The sequence below is a fragment of the Kitasatospora sp. NBC_01287 genome, from assembly GCF_026340565.1.
Lineage (GTDB): Bacteria > Actinomycetota > Actinomycetes > Streptomycetales > Streptomycetaceae > Kitasatospora.
The window spans coordinates 324,711-339,962 of record NZ_JAPEPB010000002.1; the positions used below are offsets into that span (position 1 = coordinate 324,711).

Genomic DNA, 15,252 nt, shown 5'->3' on the forward strand with positions numbered 1-15,252 from the left:
GGGCGATCCCCCGCCGGCCCAGGAGGCAACACATGGCACATCCCTCGCGCAGGACCGTTCTCCGCACCACCGCAGTGGCAACCTCGCTGGCCACTGTCCCCGCCTCCACCCTGCTGTGGAGCCGGCCGGCCGTCGCGGACGCTCCCGGCCCCGAGCAGGTGCACCTGAGCTTCGGCGACGATCCCTCGCGCGAGATGACCGTCTCCTGGGCCACCGCCGCCTCCGTGAGCCGTCCCCGGCTGCGCCTGGGCACGGCAAAGGGCGGGCTCGGACGGGTCCTCGACGCGGAGACCCGCACCTACGTGGACGGCCTGAACAAGGTCGAGACCTACACCCACCGGGTCCGCCTGCACGGCCTGCGGCCTGACACCCCGTACGTCTACGAGGTCTCGCACCAGGGCGCCACCGCGAAGCGCGGCACCTTCCGCACCGCGCCCGAGCAGGGCCGCACCGCGTTCCGGTTCACCAGCTTCGGCGACCTGGGCACCGGCTCCGCCGCCTTCACCAAGTCCTCCATCCACGGGGCCGCGGCCGTGCGGCACGTCGAGCAGTTCGCGCCGCTCTTCCACCTGCTCAACGGCGACCTGGCGTACGCCAACAACAACACCGGCGTGCAGCCGCAGGCGTGGGACGCGTTCATGAACAACATGTCCGTCTCCGCCGCGAACCGCCCCTGGATGCCCGCCCCGGGCAACCACGAGGTCGAGGCCGGCGGCGGCGAGCTCGGCTACGCCTCGTACCACACCCGCTTCGACCTGCCGGACAACCACACCCGCGACTTCTGCGGCAACTGGTACAGCTTCCAGGTCGGCTCCGTGCTCTTCCTCTCCCTGGACGGCAACGACCTCGCCGTCGAGGACGACGCCAGCATCGACCCGGCCACCGGCCACTCCATCTACATCTCCGGCTACAGCGAGGGTGCCCAACTGCGCTGGCTGGAGCGCACCCTGGCCCGTGCCCGGGCCGGTCACGACGTCGACTGGATCGTGGCCTCCATGCACCAGTTCGCGATGTCCTCCTCCGCCACCAGCCACGGCGGCGACCTGGGCATCCGCGAGCAGCTCCTGCCCGTGTTCGACCGCTACCAGGTCGACCTGGTGCTCTGCGGGCACGACCACGACTACGAGCGCACCTACGCCGTTCGCGGCACCGACCCCGGCAGCCTGCTGCGCCCGAGCGTGGTCAGCGACGAGATCCACGACATCGACACCTCCAAGGGCACCGTCCACCTGATCCTGGGCGGCGGCGGCACCGCCTCGAACGACGACACCTACCTGACCGACCCCACCGGCGCGGGCGTGCCGGACGCCTTCGTCCGCACCCAGCGGCTGACCTTCAAGGCGGACCCGGACGCGAAGGAGAAGGCCACCTGGTCGGCGGTCCGCGACCCCGACACCGCCTTCCCCTACGGCGTCGCGGTCTTCGACGTCGACCCGGGATCCCTGATCGGCGGGCGCACCACGATCACCGTCAGCTACTACCACACGCCCGCCGCGACAGCGGCGACCCCGGTCCCCACACCGGTGCTCTTCGACCGCTTCACCCTGCACCGCCTGCGGCGCGATGCCAAGCCCGCCCACCACGGCGACCTGGCCACCGCGGGCCGCTGAGGACAGCCGGGGCCAACCTGGGCCAACCTGGGCCAACCTGGGCCGGCCGAACCCGTCAACCGGGCCCGACGGGGTTGTCCCGCGCGGAGGTGGGCCGGCGCCGCAGGACGCTGCGCCGCCGGTCAGCGGTCGCCGGTCAGCGGTCGCCGGTCAGCGCGCGAGGTCGGCCCGGTGCGGTGGGTCGGCGCCCGGGCGGGTGCAGGTGAGGGCCGCGGTGCGGGCGGCCAGCGCGAGCGATCCGACCACGCTCGCGGGGAGCCGGTCCGCACCGGTGGCGGCGCGCAGCTCGTCGCGGGCGGGTACCCGTCCGGGCGCCGAGCCGCCGCCCAGCAGCCCGGCCCGCAGCAGCCCACCGAGCAGGCCGGCCATGAAGGCGTCGCCGGCACCCACCGTGTCCACCACCTCGACCGGGATCGGGGCGACCCGGTGGCTGCCGTGCCGCCAGAAGGCCAGCGCGCCGCCGGCCCCGCGGGTGAGCACCACCAGTGCGGGGCCGGTCCGCACCCACCGCGCGGCCGCGGTGGCGCTGTCCTGCCCGGGGTAGAGCCAGCCGAGGTCCTCGTCGCTGGCCTTCACCAGGTCGCTCAGGGCGACCAGTTCCTCGACCCGCGGCCGCTCCCGCGCCGCCGTGCCCAGCAGCGCGGGGCGCAGGTTCGGGTCGTAGGAGACGGTGGCTCGCGGCCGCGCCGCCCGCACGGCCGCGAGCACCCGCGCGGCGCCGGGGGCGAGCAGGGCCGCGACGGATCCGGTGTGCAGGTGGTCGACCGGGCCGGTGGCGGCCAGGTCGATCACCAGTGGTGGCAGGCTCCAGTCGACGTCGAAGCGGTAGCTCGCCGCGCCGTCGGCACCGAGCACGGCGGTGGCGGTCGACGTCGCGGCGTCGGCGACGACCGACCCGTCGGTGAGCAGCACCCCGCTCCCGCCCAGGCGGCGCCGCAGCTCCCGGCCGTGCCCGTCGCCGCCGATCCGGGTGGCCAGGCGCACCGGATGACCGAGCCTGGCCAGGCCCAGCGCCACGTTCGCGGGGCTGCCCCCGGGCACGGCGCACCGCCGTCCGTCCGGTCCGGTCAGGATGTCGGTGAGTGCCTCACCGATGACCAGGGTGGACGGCGCTCGGTCCGCTCCCCCGGTCATGGCGTGATGACGATCTTCCGGCCCTTGCCCGCCTGGAACTGCCGCAGCGCGGCGGCGTAGTCGGCCAGCGGGAGCCGGTCGCTGATGAAGACCCGCGGGTCGAGGACCCCGGCGGCGAAGAGCTCGGCCGCGCGCTCGTAGCTGTGCAGGACCGCCATCGAGCCGGTGATGGTGATCTCCTGGTTGTAGATCCGGTAGGGCTCGATGGTCGCGCGGGCGGCGTAGTCCGCGACGCCGAACTGCAGGTAGGTGCCGCCCTTGCCGACCCGACCCAGGGCCTCCTGGATGGCCCGCTCGTTGCCGGTGGCGTCGATGACCACGTCCCAGCCGCGCGGCCGCTCGATCTCGTCGGCGGCGGTGACGGCGTTGCTGCAACCCAGCAGGCGGGCGGCGGTGAGGCGTTCGCTGTTGACGTCGACCATGTCCACGCTGGCCGCGCCGGTGCGCTTGGCGAGCTCCAGCATCATCAGGCCCATGGTGCCCGAGCCGTAGATCAGCACGCTGCTGGCCAGCCGGCTGCGCAGCACGTCGTAGCCGCGCACCGCGCAGGAGAGCGGCTCGATCAGGGCGGCGTCCTGGGTGCGGACGTGCTCGGGCAGCCGCACGCAGTTGGCGACGGGGGCGAGCGCGAACTCGGCGGCGGCGCCCGGGACGGTGACCCCGATCGCGGCGAAGCGCTCGCACAGGTTGCTCCGCCCGATCCGGCAGTAGTGGCACTCGTGGCAGGGCAGCGAGGGGTCGACCGCGACCTGGTCGCCGACCGACAGCTCGGTGACCGCGGTGCCCAGGGCGACCACCTCCCCGGCGAACTCGTGCCCCGGGACGATGGGCAGGGTGGGCGCGAACTCGCCCTGCAGGATGTGCAGATCGGTGCCGCACAGACCGCAGGCCGCCACGCTGACGATCACCTCCCGCGGGCCCGGCGTGGGATCCTCGACGCTCTCCACGCCCACCACTCCGGGCGAACTGATGACAGCGGCCTTCACCGCGGGGCCTCCAAGGAGATCTGACCGGTCATTTGACTGCTCCGAGCGAGAGGCCCTGGACCAGCTTGTCCTGGGCGGCGAAGCCGGCGATGAGCACCGGCACGGAGACGCAGACGGCGGCGGCGCACACCTTGGCCAGGAAGAGGCCCTGGCTGGTGACGAAGCCGGTGAGGAAGACGGGCGCGGTGCCGGCGACCACGCCGGTCAGCACCCGGGCGAACAGGAGTTCGTTCCAGCTGAAGATGAAGGAGATCAGCGCGGTGGCCGCGATGCCGGGCATGGCCACGGGGGCCACGATCCGCCCCAGGACGGTCAGCAGGCCCGCGCCGTCGATCGAGGCGGCCTCCAGGATCTCCCTGGGCACCTCGGCCAGGAAGGAGCGCATCATCCACACCGCGATCGGCAGGTTCATCGAGGTGTAGAGGATGACCAGCAGCCAGATGTCGTCCAGCATGCCGGTGTTCTGCGCGATCAGGTAGACCGGCAGCAGGCCCGCCACGGCCGGCAGCATCTTGGTGGAGAGGAAGAAGAACAGCACGTCGGTCCACTTGCGCACCGGCCGGATGGAGAGCGCGTAGGCCGCGGGGATCGACAGCAGCAGCACCAGCAGGGTCGAGGCGACGCTGGCCGTCAGGGAGTTGATCAGCGGCGGCCACGGGCTCACCCCGGTGCCGGCGCCGAAGAACTCCCGGTACCCCTGCAGGGTGAGCCCGGCCCCGATGCTCGGCGGGTTGGTCGCGGCGGCCGACTCGCTGTGCAGCGAGGTGAGCACCATCCAGGCGAACGGCAGGAAGAAGAGCACGCCGCACAGCCAGGCCAGCAGCCCGAGCAGCGCGCCGTTGCGCCGGGCCGAGGCGGTGCGGCGGCGCGCGGCGGCGCGGGAGGCGGAGACGGAAGCGGAGGCGGAGGCGGAGGCGGAGGCGGACGGGGTGGTGGTGATCGCGGCCGTCACAGTGACTCCTCCCGGAACAGCGACGAGACGGTCCTCAGGGCGAAGGTCGCCAGGAGGATGGTGCAGATGACCACGAGCACGCCCTCGGCGGAGGCCTGGCCGTAGTCGTGGCCCTGGTAGAAGGTCTGGTAGACGGTGTAGGGCAGGTTGGCGGTGCCCAGGCCGCCGGAGGTCAGCGTGAAGACCGCGTCGAAGTTCTGCACCACGTAGATGCTGCCGAGCAGCGCGGAGAGCTCCAGGTAGCGGCGCAGGTGCGGGAAGGTGAGGTGGCGGAAGACCTGCCAGGTGCTCGCCCCGTCCACCCTGGCCGCCTCGATGACGTCGACCGGCCGGCTCTGCAGGCCGGCGAGCAGGATCAGCATCATGAACGGCGTCCACTGCCAGATCAGCGAGGCCTCCACCGCGAGCAGCGGAGTGCTCGACAGCCAGTCCGGCTGCGGCGCGTGGCTGCTGCCGAAGAGGCTCCAGAGCCAGGTCAGGGTGCCGTTCAGCAGGCCGTAGGTGGCGTTGTAGATCGCGTGCTTCCACAGCAGCGCGGAGGCCGCCGGCACGACCAGGAAGGGCGTGATCAGCATGGTGCGCACGATGCCCCTGCCCCGGAAGCGGCGGTCGAGCAGCAGCGCGAGCACCAGCCCCAGCAGCAGGCTGACCAGCACCACGGCGGCGGTCAGCAGCACCGTCGTCCCGATGGACGAGCGCAGTGCCGGGTCCTCGAACGCCGCCGTGTAGTTGGTCAGGCCGCCGAACCCGCGGTCGCCCGGGTCCAGCGCGTTCCATCGCATGAACGAGATCACCACGGTCCCCACGAAGGGGAGTTGGGTGACGACGATCATGAAGATCAGGGCCGGGAGGAGCGGCGCCCGCCGGGACCAGGCGCCCCGGGCCCGGCGGGTCGTCGGCGGGTGGCCGGGTCGCGGCGCCGGGGGGCGCCTGCCGCGCGGCATCGAGATGGTGCTCAAGGGTGCCTCCGTCACTGTCCGGCGTACTTGGCACCGACCTTGGCGGCCAGCGCCTGACTGTTCTTCAGTGCCTGGTCCACGCTGGTCTGGCCCGCGATCGCCGAGCTGATCTGCTGCGAGACCTGGGTGCCCAGATCGGTGAACTCCGGGATGCCGACGAACTGGATGCCCGGCGCCGGCCGCGGTTGCACGCCCGGGTTCTGCGGGTCGACGCTGGTCAGCGCGGTCTCGGTGGCCTGGGCGAACGCCGAGGCGGCGGCCACGTAACTCGGGTTGCCATAGGTCGAGGTGCGCTTGCCGGCCGGGACGCGGGACCAGCCGAGGCTCTGCCCGACCAGGTTCTCGTACCCCTGCCCCGAGGCCCAGGAGATGAACTTCCAGGCGTCGTCCTGGTGCTTGCTGGCCTTCTGCACCCCCCAGGCCCAGGTGTAGAGCCAGCCCGAGCTCTTGGTCTGGTCGACCGGCGCGGGCACGTACCCGACCTTGCCGGCCACCGGCGAGTCCGAGGCCTCCAGCGAGCCGGCCGCCGAGGTCGCGTCGTACCACATGGCGACCTTGCCCTGCTCCATGTCGTTGAGGCACTCGGTGAACCCGGACTGCGCCGCGCCCGCCTCGCCGTGCGCCCGCACCAGGTCGACGTAGAAGCTGGTCGCCGCGGTGAAGGCCGGGGAGGTGAGCTGGGCCTGCCAGTTCTGGTCGAACCAGGTGCCGCCCATGGTGTTGACCACCGTGGTCAGCGGCGCGATCACCTCGCCCCAACCCGGCTGCCCGCGCAGGCAGATGCCCTTCATGCCCGGCTGCGCGCCGTCGGCCTGCGCCGCGAGGTCGGCGACCTGCTGCCAGGTCGGGTTGGCGGGCATGGTCAGGCCCTTGGCCGCGAACACGTCCTTGCGGTACATCAGGAAGGACGACTCGCCGTAGAAGGGCTCGGCGTAGAGCTGGCCGTTGTACGTCAGGGCCTGCGCGATGGTGGGCAGGATGTCGCTCTGCTGGAACCCGGTGTCGCCGCTCGCGTACCCGCTGAGCGGGGCCAGCCAGCCGTTCTTGGCGTAGAACGGGACCTCGTAGTTGCTGATGGTGGCGATGTCGTACTGGCCGGACTGGCTGGAGAAGTCCTGGGTGAACTTGTCCCGGGCGTCGTCCTCGGGCAGCACGGTGAAGTTGACCTTGATGCCGGTGCTCTTGGTGAAGTTGGCCGCGGTCAGCTTCTGCAGGTCCTCCATCTGCGGGTTGTTCACCATCAGCACGTTGATGGAGTGCGCCTGCGAGCCACCGCCGGCGCCGCCCGCGCCGCCGCAGCCCGCGAGGGTGCCGGCGCAGAGGGCCGCCAGGCCCAGCGGCAGGGTGGTGCGCAGGACCGCCTGTCTGATCGTCATGGTGCGTGTTCCTCTCCCTGGACGAAGCCGGTCGGGTGGGACCGGTTCGGGGCGCGCCGGATCGCGGGGCGGCGCCCGCGCGTCCTGCGGAGACGGCGGCCGCCGCGCCGTGGCCGGCGGCGGATGGTGCTCGGGGCCCGGTGCCTCAGGCCCGGATGACGTGCGGTCCCAGCAGGGCGTATCGATGGGCTTCCGCGCTGGACAGTTCGGTGTCGGTGACGATCGTCTCGAAGTCGCCGACCTCCGCGAAGCGGCAGAAGCTGCCGGCGCCGAACTTGCTGTGGTGGCCCATGAAGACCCGTCTGCGGGACACCTCCAGGGCCTTGGCCTTGACGTCGGCCACCACCGGATCGGGGGTGGTCAGGCCGAGGTCCCGGGAGATCCCGTTCGCTCCCAGGAACGCCAGGTCGATGACGAAACCGGAGAGCATCGCGCAGGCCCAGGAGCCCACGGTGGCCATGGTCCGGCCACGGACCCGGCCGCCCAGCAGCAGCACGGTCATGTTGGCCGCGTCGGCCACGGCCGCGGCGGTCGACAGCGACGCCGTCACCACGGTCAGCGGACGGTCGTTCGGCAGCAGCGCGGCGAGCAGTTGCGGGGTGTAGCCCTCGTCGACGAAGACGCTCTCCGCCTCGCCCACCAGCTTGACGGCCTCGGCCGCGATCCGGCGCTTGGCCTCCACGTGCCGGGTGACGCGCTGGGCCAGGTCGGTCTCGAAGCCGGTGCTCTCCACCGGGTAGGCGCCGCCGTGGGTCCGGCGGACCAGCCCCCGGCGCTCCAACTCGCTCAGGTCACGCCGGACGGTCTCCAGCGCGACCCCGAAATCGGCGGCCGCGGCGGTGACCTCGACGCGCCCCTGCTGGCGGGCCAGGACCAGGATCCGGTGTTGCCGCTCCGCTGCCCGCATCTCCCGTTCTCCCTCCGCCCGTTCGGACATCGGAAGCCCGAATGTGCCCGCAAGAGATTTATACCGCCCGGCACAAGTGACGGACAGCTCCGTGGCCGACCGGAACACGCCCGAATTCTGCCCGCTCCCGGTGGAGATGACCGCAGGTCAGCGGCGCGGGCCGGGTTTGCGGCCGCGCCCCTGGTGCCCGAATGCCCGGCTGCGTGCTCCCGGTTCGGACCGGGAGCACGCGATCGGGTGCGCCGGGCGGGCCTCTCCAGGGCCTCTCCGGGACCTCTCCGGGGCCGCGCCTGAGCACCGGCTCCCCCTGGTCAAGTCCCCTGACCACGCACGGCCGGCGCGGTCGGAGGGCTTGACCACGCTCTCGGACACCGCGACACTCGGACCCCGATGGTCCGGGTGGGCCGCCATCTTGTGCCGATGGTGGCGAGGCCTCACCCGCCGGAGTTCAGCCGAACACTGTCACGCTGAACCGGTCACGGCCGGGACCGACGAGCAGGTCGGTCGCCGACGACCGTGGGATCGACCCGGAGCCACTGCGGAGCTGGATCCGGGAGCGGGGCGCGCCGCGTGCCCCTGGCGCCGTGTGCCCCTACCGCGACAACAGGCTCCGCAGAGCGAGGCGACACACCGGGTGTGTCGGGGCTCTGCCTTTTCCGAGGGAGAGACCGTGTCCGAGGGACAGACCGTGTTGGAGAGCGGTTGCCTGCGGGTCGAGACCCTGGGACCGCTCCGTGCCTGCGCCCGGGGGCGCGAACTCCTCCTCGGCTCGCCGAAGCAGCGGGCGGTGTTCGCCGTTCTGGCGCTCAGCGGCGGCAGCGTCGTCTCGCGCGACGAGCTGATCGACCACGTCTGGGGCACCTCTCCGCCGGCCACCGCGGCCGGCAGCCTGCACACCTACGTGTCCGGACTGCGCCGGGCCCTGGCGGGTCTGGACGAGCCGCTGGCCAGCTCGGGAGCGGGCTACGCGCTACGGCTCGGCGCCGGGCAGCTCGATGTCCGGGTGGCCGAGCAGCTGGCGGCGCGGGCCCGGGGCAGCCGGGCCCGGCAGGACCCGGCCGCAGCGGTGACCGCCCTCGATCAGGCACTGGCCCACTGGCACCCGGGCGCCGCGCTGAGCGGCCTGCCGGGCCCCTTCGCCGCCGAGCACCGGACCTGGGTGGCGGATCTGCGGCTGCGGCTCGTGCTGGAGCGGGCCGAGCTGCTCCTCGGGCTCGGGCGAGCGGCCGCGGTGGCCGAGCAGTTACGCGGCCAGGTGCCGGAGAACCCCTACCACGAGCGCCTGCGCGCCCTGCTGATCACGGCGCTGCACCAAAGCGGCCGGACCGCCGACGCGCTCGCGCAGTACCACGACCTGCGCGCGCTGCTCGCCGAGGAGTTGGGGATCGACCCGGCGGCCGAGCTGCGGGCCCTGTACGCGTCGCTGCTGACCGACAACGCCCGGCCGTGCGAGCGCCCGCCCCGCGCGGCGGCCGGTCCCGAGCGCCCGGCCGCCGCCGTCCGGCCCGCGCAACTGCCGCGCGGTGTCGGCGCCTTCGTCGGCCGCACCGCCCAGATCGGGCAGCTGCTGGAGGCCGCGCGCACCGGGCCCGCCGGCAACATGCCTGGCGCGGCGGGCGGCAGTCCACAGATCGTGATGGTCGTCGGCGCCGGCGGGATCGGCAAGACCGCGCTGGCCGTGCACTGCGGTCAGCTGCTGGCCGGTGACTACCCCGACGGCCAGCTCTACGTGAACCTCCACGGTTTCGATCCCGGACAGCCGGCGAGCTCCCCCGCCGACGCACTGCACCAGCTGCTCACCTCGCTGGACGCGCCGCGGATCCCGGCGGACCAGGAGGAGCGGGTCGCGCTGTGGCGCAGCATCGTGCGCGACAAGCGCCTGCTCATCGTGCTGGACAACGCCGCCTGCGCCGACCAGGTCGAGGACCTGCTGCCGGGCGGCGGCCCCTCCTTCACGGTCGTGACCAGCCGCAACCGGCTCAGCGGCCTCGCGGTCCGCTACTCGGCCCGCCGGGTGACCCTGGTCCCGTTCACCGCCGAGGAGTCGCTGGAGCTGCTCTCCGACGCGATCGGGAGCGCCCGGGTCGGCGCCGAGCCGTCCGCGGCACGGCGCCTCGCCGAGCTCTGCGACCACCTGCCGCTGGCCCTGCGGATCGCCTCGGAGCAGGTGACCGCGGGCCCCCGCTCCCGGATCGCCGAGCTGACCGCCGAGCTGGAGGACGTGCGGCGCCGGCTCGACACCCTGCGGCTCCCGGACGACGAGCTGCACTCCGTGCGCGGCGTGCTGTCCTGGTCCTACGCCGGGCTCGACGCCGCGGCAGCCCGCGCGTTCCGCACGCTCGGCCTCTTCCCCGGCACCGGCATCGGCCTGGCGGCGGCCGCCGAACTGCTGGACCTCCCGCCCTCGTCGGCCGCCGCGGCACTGCGGAGCCTGGCCGCCCAGCACCTGGTGGAGGTCGCCGACGGCAGGTACCGGATGCACGACCTGACCCGCGGCTACGCCGACGAGGTGGCCCGCGCCGGCGAGCCGAGCGCGTCACGCCGCGCGGCCATCGAGCGGGTGCTGCGCTGGTACGTGCTGGCCCTGGCGCGGGAGCACCGGCCCACCGGCCGAGAACTCCCGTTCACCCCGGCGGCCGGGGCGGGCCGCGAACCGCGGCACTTCGACGATCAGCGGGAGTTCGTCGCCTGGTGCGCTCGGGAGTGGGAGAACCTCGCACCCCTGGTCCGCACGGCGCGGCGGATCGGCTGCCACGAGCAGGCCTGGCAGCTGGCCTACCTGCTCTTCGACTACTTCGCCGCGGCCGGGCGGGCACCGGAGTGGGTGGACACGCTGCGGATCGGGCTGCGCAGCGCCGAACTGCTCGGGAACCGGCGGGCCCAGGCACTCCTGCTCGACCAGCTGGGCACCGCCCACTGCCGGTCGGGGCAGCACGAGACCGCGGCGCGCCGGCTCCGGCAGGGCCTTCGGCTGGCGGCGGAGCTCGGCGACGACGTACTGCGCGCCGGGCTGCTCGGCACGCTGGCCTCCGCGCTCGGGGCGGCCAAGGACTACGCGGCGGCCCTGCCGTGCGCGGGAGCGGCCCTGGAGCTGGCGCAGCGCGCCGGCTCGGCGCACCACTTGGCGGGCTGCCTCGATGTGCTCTGCGAACTGCAGCTGGAACTAGGTGAGTTCGAGGAGTCGCTGCGCTACGGCAGACGCGGGCTCGCGGCCGCGCGGAGCTGCCGCGACGGGCTGTTCGAGGCCAACCTGCTGATCAGCCTGGGCCTGGCGGAACACGGCCTCGACCACCTCGGCAAGCCGCAGCGTCACCTCGGGAAGCCCCAGCGCCACCTCCAGGACGCGCTCGCGCTCGCCGAGGCCGGCGGCGACCGGTACCACGAGGCCCTGGCCCTGTTCGGCCTCGCCCGGGTGCGCCGGCCGACGGGGTCGGCCCGGCCGGGCGCCCACGGCCTGGCCACCCGGGCGCTGCGGCTGCTGAGGGAGTTGGAGGCCGAGCAGGCCAACGACGTCACGGACTTCCTCCGTACGCTGGGCGCCGGCTCCCGACCGGCACCGGCACCGGCACCGGCACCGGTAATTGCACCGGCCTTGGCAGCGGCACCAGCACCGGATCCGGTGCGCCGCGCCGGATAGCGCCTTGCGGCCGGCCGCGCTGCCAGATGAGCACCGCCTCCACCCGGCTGCCGGCTCCGAGCGACCGGAAGATCCGGTTGATGTGGTTCTTCACGGTCTTCTCGCTGACGTGCAGTCGCGCGGCGATCTCGGCGTTGCGCGCGCCGCGCGAGACCAGGGCCATCACCTCGTGCTGACGCTGGGACAGGGCGGCCACCGGGCCGTCGGCGACGGGGGTGGGGCCGGTGGCGGTGGCGGTGTCGGTGGCGGTGTCGGTGTCCGGCGCCACGGTCAGTCGCGGTCGGCCCTCCCCGGGCGACCGCTCGGCCGTCGGACGGCCGCCGACCTCGACCACGTTCAGCCGGTACTCGGCGCAGAGCCGCCTGGCACCCGGAGCACCCACCCGCGGGTCAGGGCCGACCACCCCCTCCAGGGCCGCCCCGGCCACGGACCGGTCGGTGGCGGCCGGCCCGGCCGCCGGCCGCACCGTGACCTCCACGTACGGCATCCGGACGATGTCCACGACCAGGTTCTTGCTGGCGAAGACCTGCCGGATCCGGGCCAGGATGTCGGGGCTGGTGATGGCGATCCGCACACAGGTGGCAGGAGCGGCCGGCGCGGAGGTGGCGGCGAGTGTCATGCCTCCAGCGTGGCGGGGCCGGCTTCACACATCCTTCAGGTCCGGTCCAGACGGCCCCCGGTGTGCGGCGCCCGCCGACCGGGCCTGCTCATTCCGCTGGTCCTGCTGGCCATGCTGGACCAGTTGGTCCTGCTGGTCCTGCTGGTCCTGCTGGTCCTGCTGGTCCTGCTGGTCCTGCTGGTCCAACTGGTCCAACTGCGCGAGTACTTCGGCCTCGGTGGGCACGTCGTCCCGGTCCGCCCAGCGTAGCGTCGAGACGATCATGTCGAAGAGCAGGACGACGGCCCGGACCGGCTCGGCGTCGACCTCGCCGTCGGTCAGCACGGTGAAGGTCAGCAGCCCCCACACGCCGGGCGCGTCCGGGTTGGCGACGTAGTACGAGACCCGCCAGGACGGTGCCTTGCGCCGCACCCGGCCGCTGTCCACGACCGAGGCCACCCGCACCGCCGGGGCACCGCCGACCTCCAGGTAGGTCCCGTCCGCCCCCGCGTCGGCGAGGATCGAGGCGAGCAGTTGCTCGGGGTCCTCGTCCTCGTCCCCGCCTTCGAGGACGGTCACCAGCATCGATCCGGGCAGCCGGATGCCGCTGAACTCCTCCAGCGGCAGCAGCACCGAGCGGGCGCCCTGCCGGGCGGCCTCGTCGGTCGCCTCGGTGAGCTCCTTGCGCAGCATCCGGCGCCACGGACCGACCTTGTCCCGGGGCAGCGAGTCGGGCAGGTGGTGGCGGATCACCCCGTCGATGACCCGGCGGCGCAGCGTGACGGTGTCCGGGGTGGTGGGAATCTGCACCCAGCCGTCCGGGAGGACCAGTTCGAAGTCGATCACGATTCTCCCCCGTCACCGGCCGTGACGAAGCCGAGCTTGGCCGGGCTCGCGTCGGCGGGCGCGCATTCGTCGGCTATCCGGTGCATCAGCTGCTCGACTCCGTGACCGATCAAGGCCATCAGTCCCATCTCGAAGACGAGCGTGGTCAGCAGCACGTCGATGCCGACGCCCGGCGCGCCGCCGGTCGGCGGCACGTCGAGGCGCAGCGCGGCGTGCAGGCGCGCGTAGGCGGCGCCGTCCGCGCTGCGGCACAGGGCGAACACCCGCAGCCCGTCGCCGATCGAGGTGGTCACGTAGTCGACGATCGGCTCGCGCGCGTCGCCCTCCAGGCCGCGGGCGCCGACCAGGTGCATCAGGTAGTTGGGATCCCCCGCCACGGGCCCGGTGAACTCCACGACCACCGGGACGGGCGCCCACCTGGGCCGGCCGTTCACGAACACCGCGCCCCAGGCCAGCCGGGACCACGCGGGCAGCCGGCCCGCGCGCTCCAGCAGCCAGGCGGCGGCGTCACGTCCCACCAGCTCCGAGGTGAAGGGGAACGCCGTTCCCGCGTCGGCGGGCCAGGCCGCGCGCGCGGCGACCATGCCCTCGGCCGTCCACTCCTCGAACAGGGCCACCAGGTGCTCGGTCCACGCCTCGTGCGCCGGGTCGCCCGGTCGGGCGGTCGGCACCCACTCCCAGTGCCACGGCAGCCGGGTCAGCGCCGCCAGATCGTTGCTCATCGCCCCTCCGGCGCTCACGAGGCGGCCACCTTGCCGGGCGGGTTGACCGAGGGGATCCAGCCCATCAGGCGCCCGCCGGTGTAGACGAATCCGGCGCCGAGGCCGAACGCGCCGTTCAGGCCGCCCCAGGCGAACCAGAGCGGTGAGATGCTCCCCAGGCCGCCCGCCTTCATGATCGCCGAGAGGTCGAGGGGGCCCTTCAGGCCGGTGATGATGCTCGCGAAGTCCTTGCCGAACTTCGCCGGATCGGTCAGCAGGGTGGCCCACATCTCGCCGGCGCCCTTGAGCTGGGCCCAGGCCGAGGCCCAGAACCCGGTGTCGGGGGTGATGACACCGAGCTTGCCCAGCACCCAGTTGGTGGCCGGGTTGTTGAACCAGTCCGACATGTTCTTCCAGTCGGCGGCCGCGTTGGGGCCCGGCGCCGGGACCGGCTCCGGTTCGGGGCGGACCGGCGGGGCGGGTTTGATGGGCGTGTTCCCCGGCCCGAACGGCCGGGAGTAGTTCGGGGGAGGTCCGCCGGGACGCGGGTTGCCCGGCCCGAACGGCCGGGAGAAGTTGGGGACCGAGCCCCCCGGTCCGTCGCCGGGCGGCCTCAGCGGCACCAGTTCGATGTCGCCGCCGCCGCCCGGGCGCTCGGCGAGGGCGGCGGTCTTGGCAATGCTGGACATCCCCTTGCCCACCAGCGAGACGACGGCGCCCAGGCCCGCCATGCCCAGCCCGATGGCCCCGAGGATGACGTCGACGACGCTGCCCTTGCCGTCGTGGTAGAGCACGATGTTGGCGATCAGCGTGACCGCGCCCGCCACCACGCCCGCGATGACCAGCACGTCCACACCGGGGATCAGGATCGCGAGGGCGCCCAGGATCATGCCGATGATGGCGAAGATCTGGCTGATCTTGGCCATCACGGCGTCCAGCTTGTCCTTGTAGGAGTCGGTCAGCCCGTCGTCGTACCTCCTGGCGCTGACCGCGTCGCCGAAGCGCTTGCCGGCCACGTTGAGCGCGTCCAGCGCGTTGTTGAGCCGTGTCTTCGCCGCCGCCATGCCCGCGTTCGCGTCGGACTGGGCCTTGGTCTTGTCGGTGCCCTTCTGCTGCTCCTGGGGGGTGGTGGTGCCGTCCGAGCTCTTCTGCGGGTCCGGCATGCCGTTCGCCTTGGTCTGGGCGCTCTTGGCCGCTTCGGCGTCCGTCAGCGCACCGGCGGTCTCGCTGAGCCCCTGGTCCAGGTCCGGCTCGTACTTGTTGATCTCGTTGGCGACGTCGTGGTAGCGGACGGCGGCCTTGCTGAGCCTGTCGTTGAGCGAACTCGCGCCGGACTTCAGCCCCTCGACGTACTGGCCGGCGAGACTGTCGCTGTTGCTGTCGACGATCTGCCGCAACTTGGCGGTCGCGTCGTCGATGGTCGAAGCGATGAGGGCGTAGCGCTTCTGGGCCGCGTCCACCACGTCGGGGTCGGCGTGGACGGGGTCCGATTCCAGGTCCAGCGGCGACCAGTCGAGATGCCTGATGCTCATTCGGTCCTCCTTTC

Annotated in this window: 11 protein-coding genes and 1 pseudogene; 2 read left to right on the forward strand and 10 right to left on the reverse strand. The window is 73.1% G+C overall.

What is annotated here, in order from left to right:
* The first annotated feature begins 32 nt into the window (after positions 1 to 32).
* Complete coding sequence (locus OG455_RS38330) at positions 33 to 1,610, forward strand: metallophosphoesterase family protein (RefSeq protein ID WP_266301380.1); 1,578 nt, start codon at positions 33 to 35, stop codon at positions 1,608 to 1,610.
* 150 nt (positions 1,611 to 1,760) lie between these two features.
* Here OG455_RS38330 and OG455_RS38335 read toward each other — a convergent pair whose 3' ends face one another.
* From OG455_RS38335 to OG455_RS38360, 6 genes are all read right to left on the reverse strand, one after another.
* Positions 1,761 to 2,744 carry a PfkB family carbohydrate kinase gene (locus tag OG455_RS38335; RefSeq protein ID WP_266301381.1) on the reverse strand — a complete coding sequence of 328 codons (984 nt, stop codon included), beginning with the start codon at positions 2,742 to 2,744 and terminating at the stop codon, positions 1,761 to 1,763.
* The gene (locus tag OG455_RS38340; protein WP_266301382.1) at positions 2,741 to 3,730 is read right to left on the reverse strand and encodes a zinc-dependent alcohol dehydrogenase family protein; all 990 of its coding nucleotides are present in this window, start codon (positions 3,728 to 3,730) and stop codon (positions 2,741 to 2,743) included. The genes OG455_RS38335 and OG455_RS38340 overlap by 4 nt, the downstream gene beginning before the upstream one ends.
* Before the next feature lie 28 nt (positions 3,731 to 3,758).
* Entirely contained in the window at positions 3,759 to 4,562 is an 804-nt protein-coding gene (locus OG455_RS38345) for a carbohydrate ABC transporter permease (RefSeq protein ID WP_266301831.1), read from the reverse strand.
* 116 nt (positions 4,563 to 4,678) lie between these two features.
* Positions 4,679 to 5,626 carry a carbohydrate ABC transporter permease gene (locus OG455_RS38350; RefSeq protein ID WP_266301832.1) on the reverse strand — a complete coding sequence of 316 codons (948 nt, stop codon included), beginning with the start codon at positions 5,624 to 5,626 and terminating at the stop codon, positions 4,679 to 4,681.
* Between the two features lie 26 nt (positions 5,627 to 5,652).
* Entirely contained in the window at positions 5,653 to 7,017 is a 1,365-nt protein-coding gene (locus OG455_RS38355; RefSeq protein ID WP_266301383.1) for a sugar ABC transporter substrate-binding protein, read from the reverse strand.
* Between the two features lie 145 nt (positions 7,018 to 7,162).
* Positions 7,163 to 7,924 carry a DeoR/GlpR family DNA-binding transcription regulator gene (locus OG455_RS38360; RefSeq protein ID WP_266301384.1) on the reverse strand — a complete coding sequence of 254 codons (762 nt, stop codon included), beginning with the start codon at positions 7,922 to 7,924 and terminating at the stop codon, positions 7,163 to 7,165.
* Positions 7,925 to 8,060: 136 nt separating this feature from the next.
* On the opposite strand from OG455_RS38360, the pseudogene OG455_RS38365 reads away from it, so the two are divergent.
* Positions 8,061 to 10,211 (forward strand): annotated as a pseudogene (locus tag OG455_RS38365) (BTAD domain-containing putative transcriptional regulator); the annotation flags it as partial.
* A gap of 1,225 nt (positions 10,212 to 11,436) precedes the next feature.
* Here OG455_RS38365 and OG455_RS38370 read toward each other — a convergent pair.
* The 4 genes from OG455_RS38370 to OG455_RS38385 are packed head-to-tail and all read right to left on the reverse strand — an operon-like array spanning position 11,437 to position 15,238.
* The gene (locus tag OG455_RS38370; protein WP_266301385.1) at positions 11,437 to 12,180 is read right to left on the reverse strand and encodes a response regulator transcription factor; all 744 of its coding nucleotides are present in this window, start codon (positions 12,178 to 12,180) and stop codon (positions 11,437 to 11,439) included.
* Positions 12,181 to 12,204: 24 nt separating this feature from the next.
* Entirely contained in the window at positions 12,205 to 13,005 is an 801-nt protein-coding gene (locus OG455_RS38375; RefSeq protein ID WP_266301386.1) for a hypothetical protein, read from the reverse strand.
* Positions 13,002 to 13,727: a hypothetical protein gene (locus OG455_RS38380; RefSeq protein ID WP_266301387.1), complete on the reverse strand. Its 726-nt coding sequence runs from the start codon at positions 13,725 to 13,727 to the stop codon at positions 13,002 to 13,004. Before OG455_RS38380 ends, OG455_RS38375 begins: the two co-directional genes overlap by 4 nt.
* Before the next feature lie 14 nt (positions 13,728 to 13,741).
* Positions 13,742 to 15,238 carry a hypothetical protein gene (locus OG455_RS38385; RefSeq protein WP_266301388.1) on the reverse strand — a complete coding sequence of 499 codons (1,497 nt, stop codon included), beginning with the start codon at positions 15,236 to 15,238 and terminating at the stop codon, positions 13,742 to 13,744.
* Positions 15,239 to 15,252 lie beyond the last annotated feature (14 nt).